Origin of the sequence: Wenzhouxiangella sediminis, from assembly GCF_003410055.1 — a bacterium.
In the GTDB taxonomy this organism is placed as follows: domain Bacteria; phylum Pseudomonadota; class Gammaproteobacteria; order Xanthomonadales; family Wenzhouxiangellaceae; genus Wenzhouxiangella; species Wenzhouxiangella sediminis.
Genome location: NZ_QUZK01000005.1, coordinates 1 through 22213 on the forward strand (window position 1 = coordinate 1; position 22213 = coordinate 22213).

At 66.3% G+C, this 22213-nt stretch carries 21 protein-coding genes; 15 read left to right on the forward strand and 6 right to left on the reverse strand.

The features are described from left to right. Positions 1-172 precede the first annotated feature (172 nt). The 3 genes from metK (at position 173) to metF (ending at position 3918) form a co-directional block, all read left to right on the forward strand. A complete protein-coding gene (gene metK / locus DZC52_RS01085) occupies positions 173-1390 on the forward strand; it encodes a methionine adenosyltransferase (RefSeq protein WP_116649276.1) in 1218 nt (405 codons plus the stop codon). 105 nt (positions 1391-1495) lie between these two features. After that, positions 1496-2956 (forward strand): adenosylhomocysteinase, encoded by a 1461-nt coding sequence (ahcY, locus tag DZC52_RS01090; protein ID WP_116649277.1) that lies wholly within the window; start codon positions 1496-1498, stop codon positions 2954-2956. Between the two features lie 92 nt (positions 2957-3048). Beyond that, positions 3049-3918 (forward strand): methylenetetrahydrofolate reductase [NAD(P)H], encoded by an 870-nt coding sequence (metF, locus tag DZC52_RS01095; RefSeq protein WP_116649278.1) that lies wholly within the window; start codon positions 3049-3051, stop codon positions 3916-3918. A 5-nt stretch (positions 3919-3923) separates the two neighbouring features. On the opposite strand, the gene DZC52_RS01100 is transcribed toward metF, so the two are convergent. Together DZC52_RS01100 and DZC52_RS01105 are read right to left on the reverse strand one after the other, a co-directional pair. Continuing rightward, a complete protein-coding gene (locus DZC52_RS01100; protein WP_245960732.1) occupies positions 3924-4121 on the reverse strand; it encodes a zinc ribbon domain-containing protein in 198 nt (65 codons plus the stop codon). Next, the gene (locus DZC52_RS01105; RefSeq protein WP_116649279.1) at positions 4118-5104 is read right to left on the reverse strand and encodes an isoaspartyl peptidase/L-asparaginase family protein; all 987 of its coding nucleotides are present in this window, start codon (positions 5102-5104) and stop codon (positions 4118-4120) included. The genes DZC52_RS01100 and DZC52_RS01105 overlap by 4 nt, the downstream gene beginning before the upstream one ends. A gap of 87 nt (positions 5105-5191) precedes the next feature. On the opposite strand from DZC52_RS01105, the gene DZC52_RS01110 reads away from it, so the two are divergent. Continuing rightward, positions 5192-5599 (forward strand): MAPEG family protein, encoded by a 408-nt coding sequence (locus DZC52_RS01110; RefSeq protein ID WP_116649280.1) that lies wholly within the window; start codon positions 5192-5194, stop codon positions 5597-5599. Positions 5600-5603: 4 nt separating this feature from the next. Here DZC52_RS01110 and DZC52_RS01115 read toward each other — a convergent pair whose 3' ends face one another. Beyond that, entirely contained in the window at positions 5604-6134 is a 531-nt protein-coding gene (locus DZC52_RS01115; protein ID WP_116649281.1) for an NUDIX hydrolase, read from the reverse strand. Between the two features lie 104 nt (positions 6135-6238). Here DZC52_RS01115 and DZC52_RS01120 point away from each other — a divergent pair, with 104 nt between their 5' ends. Continuing rightward, positions 6239-7696: an NHL repeat-containing protein gene (locus DZC52_RS01120; protein WP_116649282.1), complete on the forward strand. Its 1458-nt coding sequence runs from the start codon at positions 6239-6241 to the stop codon at positions 7694-7696. An 85-nt stretch (positions 7697-7781) separates the two neighbouring features. Here the strand turns inward: DZC52_RS01120 and DZC52_RS01125 are convergent, their stop codons facing one another. Continuing rightward, on the reverse strand, positions 7782-8699 hold the full coding sequence (locus DZC52_RS01125) for a 5'-3' exonuclease (protein ID WP_116649283.1): 918 nt from the start codon (positions 8697-8699) through the stop codon (positions 7782-7784). Next, complete coding sequence (locus DZC52_RS01130) at positions 8699-9298, reverse strand: HNH endonuclease (RefSeq protein WP_116649284.1); 600 nt, start codon at positions 9296-9298, stop codon at positions 8699-8701. The genes DZC52_RS01125 and DZC52_RS01130 overlap by 1 nt, the downstream gene beginning before the upstream one ends. 221 nt (positions 9299-9519) lie before the next feature. Here DZC52_RS01130 and DZC52_RS01135 point away from each other — a divergent pair, with 221 nt between their 5' ends. From DZC52_RS01135 to DZC52_RS01160, 6 genes are all read left to right on the forward strand, one after another. Next, positions 9520-10875 carry a Do family serine endopeptidase gene (locus DZC52_RS01135; protein WP_116649328.1) on the forward strand — a complete coding sequence of 452 codons (1356 nt, stop codon included), beginning with the start codon at positions 9520-9522 and terminating at the stop codon, positions 10873-10875. Positions 10876-10957: 82 nt separating this feature from the next. Then, a complete protein-coding gene (locus DZC52_RS01140) occupies positions 10958-12244 on the forward strand; it encodes a M12 family metallo-peptidase (protein ID WP_116649285.1) in 1287 nt (428 codons plus the stop codon). Positions 12245-12357: 113 nt separating this feature from the next. Beyond that, positions 12358-13470 carry an MlaE family ABC transporter permease gene (locus DZC52_RS01145; protein WP_116649329.1) on the forward strand — a complete coding sequence of 371 codons (1113 nt, stop codon included), beginning with the start codon at positions 12358-12360 and terminating at the stop codon, positions 13468-13470. After that, complete coding sequence (locus tag DZC52_RS01150) at positions 13467-14264, forward strand: ABC transporter ATP-binding protein (RefSeq protein ID WP_245960733.1); 798 nt, start codon at positions 13467-13469, stop codon at positions 14262-14264. The genes DZC52_RS01145 and DZC52_RS01150 overlap by 4 nt, the downstream gene beginning before the upstream one ends. 2 nt (positions 14265-14266) lie before the next feature. Then, complete coding sequence (locus DZC52_RS01155; protein ID WP_116649287.1) at positions 14267-15235, forward strand: MlaD family protein; 969 nt, start codon at positions 14267-14269, stop codon at positions 15233-15235. Next, positions 15232-15864 (forward strand): ABC-type transport auxiliary lipoprotein family protein, encoded by a 633-nt coding sequence (locus DZC52_RS01160; RefSeq protein ID WP_116649288.1) that lies wholly within the window; start codon positions 15232-15234, stop codon positions 15862-15864. Before DZC52_RS01155 ends, DZC52_RS01160 begins: the two co-directional genes overlap by 4 nt. Here DZC52_RS01160 and DZC52_RS01165 read toward each other — a convergent pair. Next, the gene (locus DZC52_RS01165) at positions 15858-16940 is read right to left on the reverse strand and encodes a GGDEF domain-containing response regulator (protein ID WP_181918706.1); all 1083 of its coding nucleotides are present in this window, start codon (positions 16938-16940) and stop codon (positions 15858-15860) included. The two genes, DZC52_RS01160 and DZC52_RS01165, sit on opposite strands and share 7 nt — an antisense overlap. Before the next feature lie 210 nt (positions 16941-17150). Between DZC52_RS01165 and DZC52_RS01170 the strand changes: the two genes are divergently transcribed. The 4 genes from DZC52_RS01170 (at position 17151) to DZC52_RS01185 (ending at position 22162) form a co-directional block, all read left to right on the forward strand. Next, entirely contained in the window at positions 17151-17630 is a 480-nt protein-coding gene (locus DZC52_RS01170; protein WP_116649290.1) for a DUF2937 family protein, read from the forward strand. A 68-nt stretch (positions 17631-17698) separates the two neighbouring features. Beyond that, entirely contained in the window at positions 17699-19066 is a 1368-nt protein-coding gene (locus DZC52_RS01175) for a leucyl aminopeptidase family protein (protein WP_116649291.1), read from the forward strand. A gap of 94 nt (positions 19067-19160) precedes the next feature. Further along, on the forward strand, positions 19161-19721 hold the full coding sequence (locus DZC52_RS01180) for an ECF-type sigma factor (RefSeq protein WP_116649292.1): 561 nt from the start codon (positions 19161-19163) through the stop codon (positions 19719-19721). Continuing rightward, positions 19718-22162 carry a serine/threonine-protein kinase gene (locus tag DZC52_RS01185; protein ID WP_116649293.1) on the forward strand — a complete coding sequence of 815 codons (2445 nt, stop codon included), beginning with the start codon at positions 19718-19720 and terminating at the stop codon, positions 22160-22162. Before DZC52_RS01180 ends, DZC52_RS01185 begins: the two co-directional genes overlap by 4 nt. The last annotated feature ends 51 nt before the right edge of the window (positions 22163-22213 follow it).

Consider the following 22213-nt stretch of genomic DNA (forward strand, 5'->3'; position numbering starts at 1 on the left):
CCCGGAACCCGGAACCCGGAACCCGGAACCCGGAACCCGGAACCCGGAACCCGGAACCCGGAAACCTGAAACCTGAAACCTGAAACCTGAAACCTGAAACCCAGATGCATCCCCGGGCCTCCTGCGTTAGACTACGTATCTTTCTATCCCGATCAAGAGATAAATCTGTGCCATGAGATCCTACCTGTTCACTTCCGAGTCGGTGTCCGAGGGCCACCCGGACAAGATGGCCGACCAGATTTCCGACGCCATCCTCGATGCCATCCTGACGCAGGATCCGCATGCCAGAGTGGCCTGCGAGACCTTCCTCAAGACCGGGGCGGTCATCGTCGGTGGCGAGATCACCACGACCGCCTGGGTCGATCTCGAAGAGCTGATCCGCCAGGTCGTGGTCGACATCGGCTACGACTCCTCCAAAGTCGGTTTCGACGGCCACACCTGCTCGGTGATCAACATGATCGGCAAGCAGTCGCCCGACATCGCCCAGGGCGTCGACCGGGAGATTCCCGAGGACCAGGGCGCCGGCGACCAGGGCCTGATGTTCGGCTACGCCTCGAACGAAACCGAATCGCTGATGCCCGCGCCGATCTACTACGCGCACCGTCTGGTCGAGCAGCAGACCCGGCTGCGCAAGCACACGGACAATCCGCTGCCCTGGCTGCGCCCCGACGCCAAGAGCCAGGTCACGCTGCGCTACGAGGACGGCCAGCCCGTGGCCATCGACGCCGTCGTGCTTTCCACCCAGCATGACGAAGGCGTCGGCCTCGAGGAGCTGCGCGAGGGTGTGAGAAAGCACATCATCGAGCCCGTCCTTCCGGCCGACTGGCTGCACGACGACACGCGTTTCCATATCAACCCCACGGGCAAGTTCGTCATCGGCGGCCCCGTGGGCGACGCCGGCCTGACCGGCCGCAAGATCATCGTCGACACCTACGGCGGCATGGCGCGCCACGGCGGGGGCGCCTTCTCCGGCAAGGACCCGTCCAAGGTCGACCGTTCGGCCACCTACGCCGGACGCTACGTGGCCAAGAACGTCGTGGCCGCCGGGCTCGCCGACAAGTGCGAGGTTCAGGTCAGCTACGCCATCGGCGTGGCCGAGCCGACCTCCGTTTCGGTGACCACTTTCGGTACCAACAAGATCCCCGAGGAAAAGATCGAGGAATTGATTCGTCGACACTTCGATCTCAGGCCCTACGGCATCCTGAAGTCGCTCGACCTGCTCCACCCGATGTATCGCCAGACGGCCACCAACGGTCACTTCGGCCGGCAACCCCAGGAGACTTCGGCAAAGGTCATCCGCGGCGGTCACGAAACGACCGAGCACTTCACGACCTTCAGCTGGGAGCGCACTGACAAGGCCGAAGCGCTGCGCGCCGACGCCGGGATCTGAGCCCGAGCGGCGCCCTGATTGCGTGGGTCGGGGTCGCATCCCCGACGGACGGGCCCGAAACCATCGACGAATTCACTGATTGAACGAACCAAGAGGAAAGCAGCAATGAACGCCAACCCCGAAGACGTGAGAAAGGGCGTGCTCTTCGACGAGCAGCTCGCCCCGACCGACAAGGACTTCTGCATCGCCGATCCGAGCCAGGCCGAGTTCGGCCGCAAGGAAATGAAGATCGCCGAGACGGAAATGCCGGGCCTGGTGCAGACCCGTGCCGAGTACGCCGACGACCAGCCGCTCAAGGGCGCGCGCATTGCCGGCAGCCTGCACATGACCATCCAGACTGCGGTCCTCATCGAGACCCTGATCGAGCTGGGCGCGGAAGTCCGCTGGGCGTCGTGCAACATCTACTCCACGCAGGATCATGCCGCGGCCGCCATCGCCGAGCGCGGCATCCCGGTCTTCGCCTTCAAGGGCGAATCCCTGGACGAATACTGGGAATTCACCCACCGCATCTTCCAGTGGCCCGACGGCCAGACCGCCAACATGATTCTCGACGACGGCGGTGATGCCACCATGCTGCTCAACCTGGGCGCCCAGGCGGAGCAGGATCCGAGCGTGCTCGACAATCCGGGCAGCGAGGAAGAGAAGGCCCTGTTTGCCGCGATCAAGAAGCGTCTGGAATCGAACCCCGGTTGGTATTCCGAGGCTCTGTCCAACATCCAGGGCGTGACCGAGGAAACCACCACCGGCGTGAATCGTCTCTATCGCATGGAGCGCGAAGGCACGCTGAAATTCCCGGCGATCAACGTCAACGATTCGGTCACCAAGTCGAAGTTCGACAACCTCTACGGCTGCCGCGAATCGCTGGTCGACGCCATCAAGCGCGCCACCGACGTGATGGTCGCCGGCAAGACCGCCATCGTCTGCGGCTACGGCGACGTCGGCAAGGGTTCGGCGCAGTCGCTCAGAGCCCTGTCGGCCAACGTCTGGATCACCGAAGTCGATCCGATCTGCGCGCTGCAGGCCGCGATGGAAGGCTACAAGGTGGTCAACCTCGAAGACGAGGGCGTGGTCGAGGCGGCCGACATCTTCGTCACCGCCACCGGCAACTACAACGTCATCGGCCACGACCACATGCGCCGCATGAAGGACGAGGCGATCGTGTGCAACATCGGTCACTTCGACAACGAGATCGATGTGGCCAGCCTCGAGCAGTACGAGTGGGACGAGATCAAGCCGCAGGTCGATCACATTACCTTCCCGGACGGCAACAAGATCATCCTGCTCGCCCGCGGGCGCCTGGTGAACCTGGGTTGCGCCACGGGGCACCCGAGCTTCGTGATGTCGAACTCCTTCACCAACCAGACCCTGGCCCAGATCGAGCTGTTCAAGCACGGCGACCGATACGACAACCAGGTCTACGTGCTGCCCAAGCATCTCGACGAGAAGGTCGCGCGGCTGCACCTCGAGCGCATCGGTGTGCGCCTGACCGAGCTCAAGCCGGAACAGGCCGACTACATCGGCGTGCAGGTCGAAGGCCCGTACAAGCCGGAGCATTACCGGTACTGATGGACGAAAGGTTTCAGGGTTCAGGGTTCACGTTTCAGGAAGACCTGGACCGGAGCCCGCCCTGAAACCTGGTTCCTGAAACCTGAAACCTTATGAGTAAGCCGCAACTCAGCTTCGAGTTCTTTCCGCCCAAGAACGAAAAGCAGCAGGAGACCTTCGAGCGCTCGCGCGATCGTCTGGCTGCGCTCGGTCCGGAGTACATGTCGGTGACCTTCGGGGCCGGCGGCTCGACGCGCACGCGCACCTTCGAGGCCGTGCGCAACATCGCCGAGCACACCGGCGTGCCGGCGGCACCCCACATTTCCTGCATGTCCGAAGACATCGACAGCATCCGCGACCTGCTCGACGACTACCGCGACAACGGTATCGAACGGCTCGTCGTGCTCAGGGGCGATCGTCCCTCGGGCGGCGGGTCCGGCGTCTTCGACTACGCGGTCGACCTGGTTCGCTTCATTCGCGAACACTACGGCGACCGCTTCCATATCGAGGTGGCCTGTTACCCCGAACATCATCCCGAGTCGAAGACTCCGATCACGGATATCGAGCACTTCCGCGCCAAGGTCGAGGCCGGCGCCGACGGTGCGATCACGCAGTACTTCTTCAGTGCGGAGAGCTACTTCCGCTTCGTCGACGACGCGCGTTCGGCGGGTGTGGACGTGCCGATCGTGCCCGGCATCATGCCGATCACCAACTACTCGGGCCTGGCGCGCTTCTCGCGCATGTGCGGCGCGGAGATTCCGCTGTGGATTGCCAAGCGCATCGAGGCCTGGGAAGAAGCGGGCGACAAGGCCTCGCTGCGCGCGTTCGGCGAAGAGGTCGTGACGCGATTGTGCCGACAACTGCTCGACGGCGGCGCGCCGGGCATCCACTTCTACACGCTCAACCAGTCGAAGGCGCCGCTGGCCCTTTGCCGCAACCTCGGATTGGGCAAGGCCGCGGCCGGCGAACGCGATATCGCCTGAGCCGGCTACTGGTCCTCCGGCCGCACGTCCGGTGCCTCGTCCGGATTGAGCGGGAGCGCGATCTCGATCGGCCGGCAGCACACGCGGCAGTCCATCACCACGACCTGACCGCGCTCTTCGGGGTCGATGAACAGTTCGTTGGGCTCCCCGCAACAGGGGCAGGCGAAGCCGAATTCCCCGCCTTTCACCGACTCCCCGTTCACTCCGACTCGCGGTAGATGCCGATCTCGAAGCGGCCGTCCGGATGGATGGCGGCGCGGTACATGCCGGGCGTGTTGAACGGCATGCTGATGTTGCCCTTCGGGTCGATGGCGATCACGCCGCCGTCGGCGCCGGCGTCCTTGAGGGTTTCATTGATGATTCGGTCCGCGGCCTCGTCCAGGTCCAGGCCCGCCAGCCGCACCAGGGAGCAGATGCTGTGGGCGGCGACGTGCCGGATGAAGAACTCGCCGTGACCGGTGGCCGAGATAGCGCAGGCGCGATTGTCGGCGTAGGTGCCGGCGCCGATGATGGGTGAATCGCCGACCCGTCCCCAGCGCTTGTTGGCCATGCCGCCGGTCGACGTGGCCGCGGCCAGGTTGCCGTCGGCGTCGAGGGCGACCGCGCCCACCGTTGAATGCCAGCTCTCCGACAACTGCAGGCCGGCCTGCTCGTCGGCCTGGATCGCTTCGAGCTGGCGGCGCCTGAAGTCGGTGATGAACCAGGCCTCGTCCATGAACTCGAGGCCGTGGTCGCGGGCGAAGCTCATGGCGCCCTCACCGATCATCATCACGTGCGGCGAGTCATGCATGACGCGCAATGCCGCCTCGATGGGGTGGCGGATTCGTTTGATCGAAGCGACCGCACCGGCGTCGAGATTCGAGCCGTCCATGATCGAGGCGTCCATCTCCACGGTGCCGGTGTTGGTCAGCACGGCACCCCGTCCGGCGTTGAACTCGGGCGAGTCCTCGAGGACGCGGATGGCGGCGACCACCGCGTCGATTGCCGGGCGTCCCTCGGCCAGCACTTCGTGCCCGGCGTGAACGGCCTGGCGCAGTGATTGGCGGATGGCGCTTTCGCGCTCGGCGGTCATCTTCTCCGGCACGATGGTGCCGGCGCCGCCGTGGATGGCGATGGCGACCGGGGGTTCAGCCATGACGCTTCCGGCGGCCAGCAGCAGGGCCGCGAGCAGGGACAATCGAATCATCGCTTACGCTTCCGTTTCTCATGGATCGGAACCGAGTCTAGCATCGGCACTATACTGCCCGTCCGATGCTTCGAGGAGGGACAAGCGATGAGCCTCACGATCACCATGTTCTACACCGGCCTCCTGGGCCTGATGTTCCTGGCGCTCGCCTTTCGCGTCGTGCGCCTTCGCCGCAGTCTCCAGGTGGGCCTGGGCAGCGGCGGACACGAGGAACTCAACCGGGCGGTGAGGGCGCACGCCAATTTCGCCGAGTACGTGCCGCTGGCCCTGCTGCTGGTCGCGATGGTGGAGGCCGGCACCGCCGCGCCGGTCTGGGTCGTCCATCTGCTGGGGCTGGTGCTCCTCCTCGGGCGCACGATCCACGGCTTCGCCGGTCTCAACCGGCGCTCCGGATATTCGCCCGGGCGCTTCTGGGGAACCAGCCTGACCTGGCTCGTCATCGCCGTGGCCGCATTGATGGTCATCGCGACCGCCGCGGGCCGCTGGATGCTCTGAGTCCTCAGCCCCCGGGGCGGGACCAGTACAGCGCGGTGTAGATCTTGGGGTCGATAGCGAAGCCGTGGGACTGCCGCTCGGTCAGCCATTCGTCGATCCGGCCCCGACCGATCGCATGGACGACGATGTCTTCGCTGGCATCGCCGCCGCCGTCGCCCGTCTGAACCAGGTCGGTCGCGCGCACGAAGACGGCCATTTCGTCGGTCATGCCGGCCGAAGTCGGGCAGGGCATGATCTCGGCTACCTCGCCGGCGCGCCAGCCGGTCTCCTCCTCGAGTTCGCGCCGTGCGGCCTCGAGCAGCGGTTCGGACTCCCGGCCGGGCTCGTCGCCGACCAGGCCTGCCGGCAATTCCAGGGTGCGCCGGCCCAGCGGCACGCGGAACTGCTCCACCAGCAGCAACTCGTCGGCCGGCGTCCAGGCAACCAGCACGGCCACGCGGTGCCGGCGCGAGACCAGCTCCCAACCGCCACGGTCCACCAGCTGGAGGTAGCGCCCCGCGTACAATAGGGTGTCGTTTTTCGTCGTGCGGTCCATGCTTTCGGGCCCTTTTGGGGGATCACCGGAGATCGTGCCTGAACGATTGCGACCGTCGACAGTCCCATCTCCAGCGAATATTCAAATCAACAGGAAAACGGATTATGCGCATTATCGCACCGGTCTTCACCCTGGCCCTCATCGGCCTGCTCACCCAGCCGATCGCGGCCCAGTCGGCCGCCCAAAGCGAAGGCAGCACGTCAGACAGCGAAGAGACGGCTTCGACCGCTGCTGCGCAAGCGCAGGAACGGCCGGCCCCGGGGCAGCAGCTGGCTCATTGGTTCGGGAAGGCGGCCGCGGCATACGAGCGGCAGGACATCGAGGCATGGGTGGAAGCCACCGAAGAGCTTCACCGGCTGCGTCCCTATAACCAGGACTTCATGCGTCACCTCGTGGAAGGTCACGCCAGGCTGGGCAATCTGAGGCAGGCCTACGACATGATGCTCAAGATGCAGCAACAGGGCCTGTCGGAAAACTGGGACCAGATCGAGGCGGTGGAGCCGCTCAGGCAACACGAAATCTACGATCACCTCAACCGGCTCATGAGCGAAGCCGGAGAGCCCTTTGGCGATACAACCGTCTGGTCGAGGCTCGGTTCGGACTACCCCATGCCCGAGGCGATGGCCGTCGACCCCGCCAGCAATCGAGTGTTCGTGGGAACCGTGCGCGACGGGCTGATCATCACAAGCGAAGACGGGGAATCCTGGACGACCTGGGCGTCTCCCGGGGAAGTCGGCGAGTTGCAGGCCGTGTTCGACCTGGCCATCGACGCCGATCGGGATCGACTGTGGGTTGCGACGGGACGCGTTCCGCAGTTCCAGGGCCCGGAAAGGGAGGGTGATATCCGAAGTTCGCTGCTGCGATTCAACCTCGAAACCGGAGCGCTGGAGGCGGAATACCCGCTGAGTACCGGTGGCGGGCGCAACCTCCTTGGCTCACTGGCGGTTGCGCAGGACGGCACGGTTTTCGCTGCCGATACGCAGGCCCCGGTTGTTTACCGGCTGGATTCACCCGATGGGCAACTGCGACCCTTCTTCGGGCACAACAGTTTCACCAGCCTCAGGGGGCTTGCGCTGAACGAGGACGGAACGCTGCTCTACATCGCCGATTACGAGCTGGGGATCTTCGTCGTCGACGCGACCGGGGGACAGCAGGCCTGGCAACTGGGCGTTCCGGAGACGTTCAACGCTGGTGGCGTCGACGGGCTCTTCTTCTGGGACGACCACCTGATCGCCATCCAGAACGCCATCTCGCCGCAGCGCGTGGTTCGGCTCAAGCTCGGGCCCGACGGGCTCGGGGCCACCGAGGTTGCGCCGCTGGCCGCGGCCAAGAACGAATTCGACACGCCGACTTTCGGTGCAATGGACGGCAACGCGCTCTACTTCTTTGCCGCCAGCCACTGGCATCATGTCGATGCCGAAGGCAAGGCCGAGGGCGACCTCCCGGAAGTGCCCATCATGAAAATCGACGTCGACAACGCTTCGGTCAAGGTGGTGGGCGAAGAGATCATGGAACGAATCCAGCGACAACGGGAAGAGCAGCGACAGCAGCAACCCGAGTAGAACCCGGAAGACCCCGTCGGCGACGGTTGATCGGCGTGGGCTGATCGGCACGGCCCGGCGCGTTCGGCGATTCTTGCTGGTCGAGTCAGCCCGTCTCGCCCAGGCGATGCAGCCGCTCGCGAAGCGGGCGGCCGAATCCGAGTCCGTCGAGCAGGGCGTCGAGCGCATCGCCGTCAGCCCGGCGGCGCTCCAGCTCGCCGATTTCGGCCAGCTTGGGCACCTCGGTGTGCAGCCCGGTCAGGCGGCGGGCGAGGCGCGCCGCCGCTTCGTGTTGCCTGAGCTTGGTCGCCAGGGTTTTCGCGCCCCGGATTTTCAGCCAGGCGATTTCGTCGAGACGCTCGTACAGCGCGTCGAGGCTGCCGAAGTGGGCCATCAGCGCGCTGGCGGTCTTGGGGCCGACGCCGGGCACGCCGGGGATGTTGTCGACCGCATCGCCGGTCAGCGCCAGAAAGTCGGCAATCTGGTGGGGATGCACGCCGAAGTGTTCGAACACGCCGCGGCGGTCCAGTCGACGTCGTCGCGAGAAATCCCACCAGTGGTCTTCATCAATCAGTAGTTGCGCGAGGTCCTTGTCGCCGGTGACCACGCAGACCGACTGCCCCCTCGATCGGCACTGGCCCGCCAGGGTGGCGATCAGGTCGTCGGCCTCGTAGTAACTGTCGGCGCACACGGTGATGCCCAGCGCCCGGCCAAGGTCCTGGCACCAGGCGAACTGGCGCTTGAGTTCTTGCGGTGCCGGTTCCCTGTTGGCCTTGTAGTCGGGATAGATCTCGTTGCGAAACGAAGTGGTCAAAGATTCGTCGAAGGCAACCGCAACGTGCCGGGCCCGGGTCTGTTCGAGCAGCTCGCAGAGGAAGCGGGCAAATCCGTACACGGCATTGGTGGGGCGGCCTGCCGGATCGGCAAAGCGGTCGGGCATGCTGTGCCAGGCACGAAAGATGTAGACGCTGGCGTCGACGAGATAGGTCTGCCGACCACCGGCTGAGCTGGAATCCGGTGGCATCAGAATGCGGCGGTCAGTCGCTGGCGCAAGATACTGTTGCGCGGAAAATGGGCGAGCAGGAATTCCATCTGGTCGGCGAGGATGCGTCGCCCCTGCAGGTAGACGTATTCGGCGTGCGTGGGCGTGAATGGAATGGCCAGAAGCTGCATTCCCGCTTCCTCCGGCGTGCGCGAGCCCTTGTGGTTGTTGCACCGCTTGCAGGCCGTGACCACGTTGGCCCAGGTGTCGACGCCGCCCTGGGCGATCGGGTGCACGTGGTCTCTCGACAGTTCGCGATCCCGGAACTGCTCCCCGCAGTAGAGGCAGAGGTTTTCGTCACGGCGAAACAGGGCGCGGTTCGAAAGGGGCGGCGTGTAGCGATCGTAGAAGCGATGCGCGTCGGGGTGCGAGCCGTGGGTGGCGATGATGGCATTCACCGGGATCTCGGTTCGTCGCCCGCTGCTGGCATTGATGCCGCCGTGCAGGCGGTAGAGCACGCTGCCCAGTGCGTAGCAGACCTGGTCGAGTACGATGAGGCGAACCGCGGCCTGGTAGCCGATCCATTCGAGCGGCATGCCGGTGACGTCCGTTCTCAGTACTTGCTGGTCCAGGTTCAGCATATTGTGCTCTCCAGGCTTGACCGACCCAAGATGTTGGGTCGCGAAACCTGTGTTGCGCCTATATCATCCGGGTTTTGCGAGCAAATGCAACCCCGGCGAATGGCGTTGAGACCCGTAGCAAGGGCGTTTGTGCCGAATGGCGGATCGAGTGAACCCGCCGCCGTCCGGATCAGTCCAACGCGGCGTCGTTCCACTCATTCTATTGAGCCTAAAGGCGCATGATGAACAACATATTTCGCTTTTCCCTCGTCTTCATTCTGCTCCTCGCCGTCCGGAATGTGTCGGCAGCGCTGCCGGCGTCGGTCGACGGCGAGCCGCTGCCTTCTCTGGCCCCGGTGCTCGAGGAGGTCATGCCGGCGGTGGTCAACGTGCATACCCGGACCCGGGTGCAGGTGCGCACCAGTCCGTTCTTCGACGACCCGTTCTTCCGCCGTTTCTTCGACTTTCCCAGCATGCCGCGCGAGCGGGTGCAGCAAAGCCTGGGATCTGGCGTGATCGTCGACGCCGAAGACGGTTACGTGCTGACCAACAACCACGTCATCGAGGGCGCCGACGACATCGCGGTGCGGCTCGAGGACGGGCGTGAGTTCGCCGCCGAATTCGTGGGTTCCGATCGCGATACCGACCTGGCCGTCATTCGCATCGACGCCGACGACCTGGCCGAACTGCCGCTCGACGAGTCCGACCGGCTGCGGGTGGGGGATTTCGTGGTGGCCGTCGGCAACCCCTTCGGCCTCGGCCAGACAGTGACTTCCGGAATCGTTTCCGCGCTCGGCAGGAGCGGCTTGCGCGGGCTCGAGTACCAGAACTTCATCCAGACCGATGCGTCCATCAATCCCGGCAATTCCGGGGGCGCCCTGATCAACCTCAGGGGCGAGCTCGTCGGGATCAATACGGCGATCTTCACGCCCTCGGGCGGCAACGTGGGGATCGGCTTCGCCATCCCCGTGAGCACCGCCGCCCATGTCATGACGCAGCTCATCGAGTACGGCGAAGTCCGGCGCGGTTCCTTCGGGATCGAGGTTCAGGATCTCGACGAGGAACTGCGCGAAGCTCTCGGGCTGGAGACGACGCGTGGCGCGGTCATCACCCGGTTGGACGAAGGCTCGGCCCTGTTGTCGGCGGGGCTCGAGGCCGGCGACGTGATCGTCTCGGTGGACGGCCGCCCGGTCGAGAACGCCCAGGGTCTGCGCAACATCGAGAGTCTGTTGGCGGTCGGCAGCCGCGTGCGCGTTCAGTACATCCGCGATGGCGAACAGGACGCGGTTCGAATCGTCATCGAAGAGAACCTGGACGAGCGGATTTCGGGCCAGCGGCTCGACGAACGCCTGGAAGGCGCTGCCCTGGTCCGGATTCCGGAGCGAGCCCGGGCCCAAGGCGTGCTGGTCGAAAACGTGCGCCGGAATTCCTCGGCCTGGAACGCGGGCCTGCGGCCGGGCGACCTGGTCGTTGCCGTGAATCGGCAGCGGGTTCGCGACCTGGCCGGAATGCGAAGCGTCTTTCCGCTCGACGATGGCGAAGATCTTACGCTGGAGATTCGGCGGCGCGGCGGCGCCTATCGCGTGCCCTTCGACTGACTCGACAAGGCAACTGGCGCGACTTGCCCCGCTCCCGGATCGGGCGTAATGTCCAAGCTCCTGATTCCTGGAGCGGTCTGCCATGCGCTTGATCATCGGGTTCCTGTTCGGTTGCGTTCTCTTGTCTTCTGCCCCGGCGGTCGAGAAGGTTGCTTCGACCGCCGGTCTGGTCACGGCCATGCGCGCCGCAGAGCTTGGCGATGCCTTTCCCGTCGAGGGAAGGTTGTTCGGCGACTCCGTCTCCGGCACCGTGCATTTGCAGCGAATCGAGTTGCGGGCGCCGGGTGCGACCGTTCGCGTCATCGCCGAGGGTCGTGCGAGTCCGCTGGACTATCCCCGTCGCCAGGTCTTTTCGGGCCGGGTGGTCGATCGGCCGAGCGTTCGGGTTGGCCTGCTCTTCGATCCCGTCGGGCTTCGCGTCAGCGGGGCGGTCATCGGGCCGGACGGCATCCGGTCGCTGGGCCTGTCCGGTGACGACGGATTGCGCATTACCGCGACTGAACCGGCGGCGACCCTGCCGGCCGGCGTGGCGCTGGAGGCTAGTTGCGGCAATGTCGGCCTGGACCAGTCCGATCGCATGCCGGTGCTTCGCAAAGACCCCATGGCGGGCCTGTTCGGGGCGTCAGCTCGGGGCAGCCTTCGCTATGGCGTGCTGGCCATCGATACCGACGCCGAGTGGCTGAATCTTCGCTTTGGCGACGACACCGTCGCCGCTGCGGAATGGCTCGAAGACTTGCTGGTGATCACCAATACGCTCTTCGAGGCCCAGCTCTCACTGCACATGCTGCAGGGCGACACCTACCTGCGCGTGGGTACCGACCCCTACAGCGAGACCGGCTCGCCTGCGAATTTCGCGCAGCTTCAGGAATTCGGCACCTACTGGGCCAACAACTTCGGCGGCGTGCAGAGAACGCATGCCGCGCTGGTGTCGGGACAGTCGAGTTCGGAGTTCTCGGCTTCGGGCATTGCCTGGGTGGATTCCTATTGCGTAAACCAGTCTTCCGGCGGCAGCTACAGCGTCAACCAGCTTTTCCAGAATGCCGGTGTGCCGGTTGCTTCGAGCGCCCGTCTATTCGCCCACGAGTTGGGCCACAACCTCGGATCGGTTCATACCCACTGCTACGACCCGCCCGTCGACCAGTGTTATGCCCAGGAGTCCGGTTGTTACTCGGGAGCGACCAGTTGTCCTTCGGGTGGGGCGGGGACGTTGATGAGCTACTGCAACGTCAACGGCTGCGGCGAGAACCAATTGCTCCTGGCACCTGAGGTCGAGGCCGTCATGAATCAGCGAGTGGATGCCAACACGCCCGCCTGCCTCGCGGAGAGCAACGGCGATTTGCTGATCTTCAGCGATCGCTTCGAGTTCTGAGAAGGAACCGGGCCGGATGCTGCCGGCTGTGTCCAGTTGGGGCTACTGCGTCGTGCCATAATCGAGGCGAGGAATCCTTGTAGCCATTTTCTCCTGATCCAGGCTTCGTGCTGATGGTCGAATCCGCCGAGTTCGTCGTCGATGCCGTCGACAGTGACCGCTGGCTGGCCCGCGGTGACTGGCGCCTGTCGCATGCATCCGAGCTCGAGCGAACCGTCATCGATGCGAGCGGCAGCGCTCGCAGCGTCGACGCGACCGGGATCGACCATATCGATGCGGCCGGAGTGCTCCTTCTTCTTCGGGCTGCGCAAGCCTTGTCGGTGGCGCCCGAGGCCATAGCGCTTCGCGATGAACATCGCCCGCTGTTTTCCGTGATCGTCGATGCCCTCGCGGACGAGGGCGAGGGCGAAGACGAGCCGCCGCCCCTGTGGCGTGAGTGGTTGGGTGGTATCGGGCGCGTCGTGGCCGGCGCCGGGAGCAACCTGCGGCTGCTGGTGGGGTTTCTGGGGTTGGCCATCAGCCGACTCCTCGGCACGCTGTTCCGCCCCGCGCAGTGGCGCGTGACGGCCACCGTCTTCCACATGCAGCAGACCGGGCTCAATGCCCTGCCGCTGACCGCCCTGCTGGCCTTCCTCGTCGGCGCCGTCGTGGCCTACCTGGGCGCCACGGTTTTGCGCGACTTCGGGGCTGAACTGTTCGTGGTCGAGTTGATCACCTACTCGTTCCTGCGCGAATTCGGCGTGCTGCTGACCGCCATACTGCTCGCCGGGCGCACCGCCAGCGCGTTCACGGCACAGATCGGCACGATGAAGTCGCGCGAGGAAATCGACGCCATGCGCACCCTGGGCCTGGATCCCGTCGTGCTGCTGGTGCTGCCGCGCTTGCTGGCGCTGCTCGTCATGCTGCCCATCCTATCCTTGCTGGCGACCATTGCCGGATTTGCCGGCGGCCTGGCGGTTTCGGTGCTGTCGCTGGGCATCGAGCCGGAGATGTTCTTCACGCGAACGCGCGAGGCCATCTCCCTGCAGCACTACCTGGTCGGCTTGCTCAAGGCGCCCCTGTTCGCCGCCACCATCGCGCTGATCGGTTGCCTGGAAGGCTTCAAGGTCGCGGGCACGGCCCAGTCCGTGGGTGAGCGCACGACTTCGGCGGTGGTGCAGAGCATCACCCTGGTGATCATCATCGATGCATTGGCCGCGGTCTTTTTCATGGAGATCGGCTGGTGAGCGCGGGGACGAGCGAACATGAGGTGGCGGTGCGCGTGCGCGGCCTGGTCAACCGTTTCGGCACACAGACAGTTCACAACGGGCTCGACCTCGACGTGCGGCGCGGCGAGATCCTGGGCGTTGTCGGCGGGTCCGGCAGCGGCAAGTCGGTTCTGATGCGCGCCATCCTGGGGCTGCGGCCACCGCAGGCGGGCTCGATCGAGGTGCTGGGCCGAAGCGTGAGCGGTCAGGGTGAGTCGCTGCAGACGCTGCGGCGGCGCACCGGCGTTCTGTTCCAGGACGGCGCCCTGTTCTCGTCGCTGACGGTGCGCGAGAACGTCGAGGTGCCGATTCGCACCCACTACCGCGACATAGGAAGTCCGTTGCGCTGCGAGCTGGCCCGCCTGAAGATCCGGTTGACCGGGCTGAAGGTGTCGGCCGGCGGGAAGTATCCCTCGGAGTTGTCCGGCGGCATGCGCAAGCGAGCCGGCCTGGCGCGCGCCCTGGCGCTGGACCCGGAGCTTCTCTTTCTCGACGAGCCGACAGCCGGCCTCGATCCCATCGGCGCGGCGGCCTTCGACGAGCTGCTGCGCACCCTGGCGGACGCGCTCGGATTGACCGTGTTCCTGATCACCCACGATCTTGATACGCTTTATGCCATCTGCGACCGAGTCGCCGTCATCGGCGACGGGCGGGTGCTGGTCAGCGGCCCGCTCGAGGAGGTCGAGGCTTTCGATCACCCCTGGGTGCGGGATTACTTCAACGGGCCGCGCGCCAGGCAGGCGAAGGCCGCGCAGGGGCGAAGGGAGCGATAGACATGGAACCTCGGGCCAATCACGTACTGATCGGTGCCTTCACGCTCGCCGGAGCGATCCTGCTCGTGCTCGGCGGGCTGTGGTCGTCGCAGTGGGCCAGCGAAGAAGCCTGGCAGGAACTCGAGGTGCATTTCCTGCAGCCGGTCAGCGGGCTCAACGTGGGCTCGGGCGTCCAGTACAACGGCATCAGCATGGGCAGCGTTCGCGACCTGCAACTCTCGCCCGAGGATCCCGGGCGCGTCATCGCGGTCATCCGCCTCGACGCGCAGGCACCCCTGCGCGAGGACACCACCGCCCGCCTGTCGGTCTCGGGCCTGACCGGCGTTTCGACCATCCAGTTGCGCGGCGGCAGCTCCGACAGTCCGTCGCTCCAGGCCGGGCCCGGCCGCGAACGGCCCGTGATCATCGCCGAGGAGTCCGGGCTGCAGCGGCTCATCGAAACCTCCGAGGACATCGCGAGTACGGCCAGCCAGGTCATGCTTCGCCTGCTGGAATTCCTCAGCGACGAGAACGCCGACCGCGTCGCCACCACGCTCGACAACATCGATCGATTCACGCAGGCCCTCACCGGCGAGAGCGACCGGCTCGGCGAAATCGTTCAGAACCTCCACCGCGGCAGCGAGGAACTGGTGCCGCTGATTCGCGAACTGCGGGGTGCGGTCGGCGACATTTCCCGAACGCTGCAGCGCCTGGAGCCGGCGCTGCTCGAGACGTTTCCCGATGCCGCCGATGAACTGCGCCAGGCCATGTCGCGCCTTGCGCAGTCGTCCGAACGCATCGACCGCATGATCGCTCGCAACGAGGCCGCCGTGGCCGGATTCGGAGACCAGGTCATCACGCCGCTGGGGCCGGCCGTTCAGGACCTGCGCCAGCTGATCGAAGCCTTGTCGGCGCTGACCGACAAGTTCGAACGCAACCCGGCCGGTTTCCTGCTCGGTGACGAGCGCCCGGAGGAGTACGAACCGCAATGAAATCGACAGCCCTCAAGGCCGCGATCCTGCTCGCTGCCGCGACCCTGCTTTCAGCCTGCGTGCTCGGCGGCAGTGACACGCGGTATCGCCTGATTGCCCCGCAGCTCGAGTCGGACGCCGAGACCGGCGCCGACGAGCCCGACCGCACGCTTGCCGTCGCCCGCCCGCACGCCGATCGCGCGCGCGACTCCACGCGCATCCTGGTGCGGCGGGATCGCGTCCTGATGCCCTGGTCCGGGGCCGCCTGGATCGACCGGGCGCCGGATCTCGTGCAGGACCTGCTGGTCGCCCATCTCGACGGTCGCGTGGCGACGGTGGGTCGCTACGGCAGCCTGCCCGCGGAATATCGCCTGGATCTGGTGCTAAGGCGCTTCGAGCTGGTGGAGGGGGACGGTGGACTGGAGGCGGATATCGCCGTCGTCGCACGTCTGTTCGACAGCGGCGGCGGTTTGCTGTCGTCCAGGCGCGTGACCAGCCGAAAGCCCGCGGGCGGCGCGAATATCGACGCTGCGGTGTCGGCCATGGAGGCGGGCATGGAAGCGGTTTTCAACGAACTCGCGGGCTGGCTCGACGAGTGCCTGGTCGATGCCCGACCAGATCGAGCCGCTTCGGCCGATCCGGCTCAGTGAAGGTCCCTTTTCGCCCCTTCGCCCGAAGCCAGCGCGCCGCCGCGCCCCATCAGGTCGAGCAGCGGTTGCAGGCGTTCCCGGAGTGCTTCGAGGTGCGGCGTGACCTGGTCTTCCCGACCCTGATCCAGCAGGCGTAGGGCCTGCTCGATGCCCGGAACCGACGTGCTGGGCGCGCCGACCGCCGAGACGGGCGTCGCCTCGCCGGACAGTCCCTCTTCCAGGATCTGTGCGCCGTCACGACCGTTCATGGGCGGCGGCGTCTGCACGATGAACCCGGCCTTCACGGCGAGCGCCTCGTCTTCGGGGCACAGGCCGAGCTCCTCGAGATCCGGCATGAAACGTCTCTGCAGCTTTTCCGCGCCCTCGGCGTCGGTGGCGGCCAGCAGGAAGGAGAAGGTCTCCGGTTCGGTGCGGAAGGCGGTGTCCTCGCGGCGGATGCGGCGCTTGAGCGTATCGCCGATGCGCTGGAGGGCGCGCTCGGCGTGGGGTTCGCCCATTTCCTCGAGCAAGGCGGTCAGGCCGTCGAGGCGCAGGTGCATGAGCACCAGGGGTTGCTGGTGGCGATGGGCGAAGCTCATCGCCTGCATCAGGCGCTCTTCGCAGTAGCGGCGATTGCCCAGCCCCGTTTCCGGGTCGACGTGGTGTTCTTCCTCGAGCAGGCGCAGGCGCTTGGCGGACTGGCTGGTTTGCGAGTATGCACTGGCTCGCGCCAGCAGTTCGCTGGCCTGGAACGGCTTGGAGATGAAGTCGGTGGCGCCCAGCATCAGGGCATGCTTGCGGCGAGTCTCGCCGTCTTCCTCGCCCGTGATCAACACGACCGGCAGGTCGACCAGATGCGGCTGGTCGGCCTGTCGGACCTGCTGGAGCAGGTCGAAACCGCTCTTGCCGTCCATGTGCAGGTCGCTGAACAAGGCCTCGATGCTGGCGTCGTCCTGCAGCAGCTCCCAGGCCGCCTCGGCGGATTCGGCCAGCAGCAGGTCGAAGTCCTGCCCCAGGATGCGCGTGGCACAGGCCCGCATCAGGCGGCTGTCGTCGACGAACAGGATGCGGGGACGGGAAGAATTGCTACGGGTCACGGCGTTCATGTCCGTTTCGTTGCAATTCCCGGGCCACAATCGCCGGCAATTTGCCGTGGATCATCTCGGTGAGCCCGGCGCAGCGAATTCCGGGGCTCTGCGGGGCCATCGCCCGGTCGGCGGAAGTGACAAACACGGTCAGTTGACGGCACGTTGCGGCACAGTCGCGGCGTCTTGACTCGCCGGGCCCCGCGCCAGAGACTGGTTGCCATGGGATGGATCGGTCGCAAGTTCGACAATCTGGGCAGCGCCGTGGCCGGCGCCGGCGGGGGCATGGGCCTGTCGCAGGCACCTGCCTTCACCCAGGCCTACCTGCAGCGGCTCGGCGGCCACCTCGACGAAGCGCGGCGGACGCTGCAGCTGGTGGAGCAGGGCGTGCTGGTGCCGGAACTGACCGCCGCCGAGCGCGAGCAGGCGGCCGTGGGCTTCGCCGACCGCGTTGCCGAACTCGAAGCCACCTACGCATCGATCGCCGACGCTTCGCCCCTGATGCAGCCCATCCTGATGATGCGCCACGGCGACTCGGAGATCGCCCGGCGCGCCTGGGAGGCGTTCACGCCGGCGGTGCCGATCGACGCGCCCTCCCTGATCTGGACCGGTATCGGTGTGGTCGCCGCCCTGCTGGTCTACGAACTGTTCAAGTCGCCGGCGGCCGTGGTCAAGCGGCGTCGCCGGCGGCACACCGGCTGATTGCCGCCGGCGGGGCCCGGCGGCTGCGATATCCTAGGCGTCTTTCCCCATCGAAAACCGGAGTCGACATGTTCTGCGTTTCTCCCGAACAGGCCATCCCCGTTCAGTCCCTGGATGCCGAAGAGCTCGAATCCTGGAAAGCCCGGGCCGAAGCGGGCGAGCGTGACTGGATCGAGGCCAGCGGGTTCCAGGCCGCGCCCGGAAGCCTGCTTCTGGTGCCGGACGGCAAGGGCGGCGTCGGGCGGGTCCTGGTTGGTCGGGAGCCCGGCGATCGCCTGTGGGCGCTCGCGCACCTGCCCGCCTTGCTGCCCGAGGGTGACTATCGCCTGGCCAACGAATGGCCCCGGGACGAGCGCGAGCGAGCCGCCATCGGTTGGGGGCTGGGTTGCTACCGATTCGATCGTTACAAGCAGGTGGAAAAGCCTGCCGCGCGCCTGGCGCTGGACCAGGAGACCGAGCGGCGCATTCGGACCCTGGTCGAGTCGTCCGCCTTCGTGCGCGACCTGGTCAATACGCCGGCTATCGATCTCGGCCCGCAAGAGCTCGCCGAGACGGCGCGCTCGCTGGCGTCCGAACACGACGCCGACTTCCGGGTCTTCGAGGGCGAGGAGCTGGAGCGTGAGTTCCCCGCGATCCACGTCGTCGGCCAGGCGGCCAGCCGCGGTCCGCGGCTGATCCGCATGCAGTGGGGCCGCGAGGACGCGCCGCGCCTGGCGCTGGTCGGGAAGGGCGTGATCTTCGATTCCGGCGGACTCAACATCAAGCCGGGCGCGGGCATGCTGTTGATGAAAAAGGACATGGGTGGTTCCGCCCACGCGCTCGGCCTGGCGAAGATCATCATGTCCCTTGGCCTGGACGTGAACCTGCGCGTCTATATCCCGGCGGTGGAGAACGCCATTTCGGGCAACGCCTACCGGCCGTCGGACATCATCCGCACCCGAAAGGGCACGACCGTGGAGATCGGCAACACCGACGCCGAGGGGCGTGTCGTGCTCTCCGACGCCCTGACCCTGGCTTCCGAAGAAGGCGCCGAGCGGATCATCGATTTCGCCACGCTCACCGGCGCCGCCCGCATTGCGCTCGGGGAAGACCTGCCGCCTTTCTACGGGCGCGACTTGAAGGCCGCCCGCGCCATTCAGGATCTCAGCTTCGAAGCCGAGGACCCGCTCTGGCACATGCCGCTGTTCGAGCCGTATCGCCGGCAGATCGAGCCGGCGATCGCCGACATCTCCAATACGGGCACCTCGAAGTTCGCGGGCAGCGTCACCGCCGCGCTGTTCCTCGATCACTTCGTCGGCGAGGGCATCGACTGGTTCCACTTCGACATCTATGCCTGGAACCTGTCGGATCGCCCCGGTCGCCCGGCTGGCGGCGAGGCGCAGGGGCTCCGGAGCATGTGGCAGTGGCTCGAGGGAAGCTACGGCACAAGGGCCTGATCCCGACTTGCACCTGCCGGCGTTCCGGGTAATGATCGGGTTGCGCCGATGTTGGGGGCACCGCGGCGCCATCTGGTAGTGCAGGGAGCAGCCAGTGTCCGGCAAGATCGACCGGTCCGAGGAGAAGAAGGCGGACGAGGAAGTGCAAGGCGGCGGCTGCGCCGTCGAGCAGTTTCACGGCGAGTTGAAGCAGATCGCCCGGCGCGAACTCAACCGGCATCGGCGTTCGGGCACTTTCGACACGGTCGCCCTGGTCAACGAGGCCTACCTGCGTGTGCACGAAGCCGATCGCCGCTGGCAGAGCCGCGGTCACTTTCTGGCCAGCATGACCACGATCATGCGCAATGTGCTCGTCGACCATGCTCGTGAGAAGTCCGCGCAGCGACGGGGCGGAAACTGGCTGCGGGTCACCACCGGTGCGCTCGATGCCGTGACCGATGGCGGGGAGCCCGTTGACATTCTCCAACTCGACCAGGCGATGCGACAGCTCGGTGCCCTGTCCGAGCGTCTCGAGCGCGTGGTCGAGCTCAAGGTGTTCGGCGGGATGACCATCCAGGAGATCGCCGCCGTGCTCGAGATATCTCCGGCAACCGTATCGCGCGAGCTCCGCCTGGCCTCGGCCTGGCTGCGGCGGGCCATGGCCGAGACGCCGTGACCCCCGAGCAGTGGGCCGAAGTGCGTCGTCTCTTCGAGACGCTTTGCGATCTTCCCCGCGAAGAGGCGCAACGGCGTCTGGTCGAGGCCGATGCCCCCGAGGCGGTTCGCAGACAGGTAGCCGAGTTGCTGACTTTCGACGACAGCTCCGAGCTGGATCGTCTGGCCAGGGGGGTCAGCCACCTGTCGCAGGGCATGGCGGACGAAGATCTTCGCGGCGAGCGCCTGGGCGCCTGGCGGCTGCTGTCGCCGCTGGGCGAAGGCGGCATGGGAGAGGTCTACCTGGCCGAGCGCGCCGATGGCCGCTACGAAGCAAGGGTGGCCATCAAGTTTCTTGCCCTTTCCGGGCGTCGCGCCCGGCAGTTGTTCGAGCGCGAGCGCACCATCCTCGCGCGCCTGCAACATCCGGCCATCGCGCACCTGATCGACGCCGGCGAACATCCGCGCCTGGGTGCCTGGCTTGCCATGGCCTATGTCGACGGCGAGTCGCTGGGTGAGCTTGCGATTGCCGGTTCCCTGGCAATGGAGCAGGCGCTTTCCTGCATGGTCGAGGCGGCGCGTGCGGTGGCTTTTGCCCACCGCAACCTGGTTCTGCACCGGGATCTCAAACCCGAGCACCTGATGCGCGATCGTGACGGTCAGCTGAAGGTTCTCGATTTCGGCGTGGCCACGCTGTTGCAGGACGCCGCCGGTCAGGCCGAGCAGACGGGTCGGGCCAGCTTCACGCCGCGCTACGCCGCGCCGGAACAGATCCTGGGCCAGGCCACGACCACGCGAACCGACATCTACGCGCTCGGCCTGGTTCTGCATGAATTGCTCTGCGGCGGATCAGGGGCCTTCGGGGAAGAGCCCGAGCGGTTGACCGAACGCAAGCTGGCCGGCCGCCGCGAACGCATCGGGCATGTCGCAGGGCTGGGCCGCCGGCAGTGGCGCGACCTCGATGCCGTCATCGCCCGGTGTCTTGCCGTCAGCCCGGAACATCGCTACAGCAGTGCTGACGAACTGGCCGACGACCTGGCCGCGGTACTCGCTGACCGTCCCGTTCTCGCAAGGCGAGGCGGCTGGCTGGAAGTGTCGCAGCGCTGGCTGACCCGGCACCGACTGGCCGGCGCGATGATGGTGATCGCGCTGCTCGCCGTAGCCGGCGGCAGCGCGTTCTCGGCCTGGTTTGCGCTCCAGGCGCGGGCCGAACGCAACGCCGCCGTTGCCGAAGCCGCGAAAGCCAGGCAGATCACCGATTTTCTCGAGAGCATTTTCCAGACTGCCGCGCCGGGCGTCCGGCAGGGGCCAGATACCACTGTCCGTGAGTTGCTCGAGCGCGGTCGCGAGCGGATTGGCGATGAACTGGCCCGGCAGCCCGAGATCGCCGGTCATCTGGAGCGGGCCATTGCCAGCAGCTACATGTTCCTCGGCCTGCACGACGAAGCACTGCAGGTCCTCGACGAAGTGCTGCCGGGCGAGCCGCAAGAGAGCGTGGCCAGGCGCAGGCTGCTGGCGGCGCGGGTTCACCTGCTCAAGGGCCAGTATCAGGATGCGATCGACCGCCTCGATGCCGCCGCAGGTGGGTTGAGCGATCCGCTCGATCGCGCCACCGCGATGAAGGAGCGGGCAACGGCCGAGATCAATCTCGACCGGGGCGAGGCAGCGCGGCGTTCCGCGCTGGCGGTGCTCCGACTGGCTGACGATAGCGAGCAGGGCACCAAGCTGAAGCTGAGCGCGCAGAACCTGCTCGGTGTGATCGCCTACAACGCGGGTGACTATCTGCGCGCCCGGGAGGCGTTCGAAGCGTTCTATCGGCTGCGCATCCAGCGCGACGGTGCACTCAGCGATGGCGCCGCACTGGCCCTGCACAACCTCGGGGGTGTTGCCTGGATGCAGGGCGACCTGCACGCCGCCCTCGATTACTACCGGCAATCCCTCGACATCATGGAACGGTATTTCGGCGTCGACAATCAGGCGGTGGCGATGGTGCTGCGCTCGCTGGGCGGTACCTATCGGCGCCTGGGCGATCCGGCTCCCGCAGAGGCGGCACTTCGCCGCTCGCTGGCCGCCTATGAGCAGTTCGGAGGCCGGGAGCGCCACTTCTGGCGCGATGCCCTGCTGCAGCTTGGGGAAATCCTCGTCCTGACCGGTCGCGATGCGGAGGCCGTGGCGTTGCTCGCCGATCTGCCCGAGATCGACGTCTCCGGTCTGGCCCACGAGCAGCAGGTCGTGTGTCGACTCGAACTGCTCAAGCGGGCCCTGGGGATGAAGTCTGGCGAGTGCGGAGACGGGCTGGAGGGGTCGGCCGGGCTGCAGGCGATGTTGCATTATCTCAATGCCAGGGCCCTGCGATTGACGGGGGACCCGGGCTACCTGGACGAGGCCCAACAGGCCAGCGAGTTGCTGGCCTCGGCTACGCCTCCCGACCCGCTCTTGATGGCAGCGCTCGATTCACTTTGATAGGAAACGCGCGGCAATTCCGTAACCCCGATTGTGTTCAAGTCAATCACG

Coding starts and splice junctions, on each gene's coding strand:
- metK (WP_116649276.1), top strand. CDS start 173: ATGAGATCCTACCTGTTCACTTCCGAGTCGGTGTCCGAGGGCCACCCG.
- ahcY (WP_116649277.1), top strand. CDS start 1,496: ATGAACGCCAACCCCGAAGACGTGAGAAAGGGCGTGCTCTTCGACGAG.
- metF (WP_116649278.1), top strand. CDS start 3,049: ATGAGTAAGCCGCAACTCAGCTTCGAGTTCTTTCCGCCCAAGAACGAA.
- DZC52_RS01105 (WP_116649279.1), bottom strand. CDS start 5,104: ATGATTCGATTGTCCCTGCTCGCGGCCCTGCTGCTGGCCGCCGGAAGC.
- DZC52_RS01110 (WP_116649280.1), top strand. CDS start 5,192: ATGAGCCTCACGATCACCATGTTCTACACCGGCCTCCTGGGCCTGATG.
- DZC52_RS01115 (WP_116649281.1), bottom strand. CDS start 6,134: ATGGACCGCACGACGAAAAACGACACCCTATTGTACGCGGGGCGCTAC.
- DZC52_RS01120 (WP_116649282.1), top strand. CDS start 6,239: ATGCGCATTATCGCACCGGTCTTCACCCTGGCCCTCATCGGCCTGCTC.
- DZC52_RS01125 (WP_116649283.1), bottom strand. CDS start 8,699: ATGCCACCGGATTCCAGCTCAGCCGGTGGTCGGCAGACCTATCTCGTC.
- DZC52_RS01130 (WP_116649284.1), bottom strand. CDS start 9,298: ATGCTGAACCTGGACCAGCAAGTACTGAGAACGGACGTCACCGGCATG.
- DZC52_RS01135 (WP_116649328.1), top strand. CDS start 9,520: ATGAACAACATATTTCGCTTTTCCCTCGTCTTCATTCTGCTCCTCGCC.
- DZC52_RS01140 (WP_116649285.1), top strand. CDS start 10,958: ATGCGCTTGATCATCGGGTTCCTGTTCGGTTGCGTTCTCTTGTCTTCT.
- DZC52_RS01145 (WP_116649329.1), top strand. CDS start 12,358: ATGGTCGAATCCGCCGAGTTCGTCGTCGATGCCGTCGACAGTGACCGC.
- DZC52_RS01155 (WP_116649287.1), top strand. CDS start 14,267: ATGGAACCTCGGGCCAATCACGTACTGATCGGTGCCTTCACGCTCGCC.
- DZC52_RS01160 (WP_116649288.1), top strand. CDS start 15,232: ATGAAATCGACAGCCCTCAAGGCCGCGATCCTGCTCGCTGCCGCGACC.
- DZC52_RS01170 (WP_116649290.1), top strand. CDS start 17,151: ATGGGATGGATCGGTCGCAAGTTCGACAATCTGGGCAGCGCCGTGGCC.
- DZC52_RS01175 (WP_116649291.1), top strand. CDS start 17,699: ATGTTCTGCGTTTCTCCCGAACAGGCCATCCCCGTTCAGTCCCTGGAT.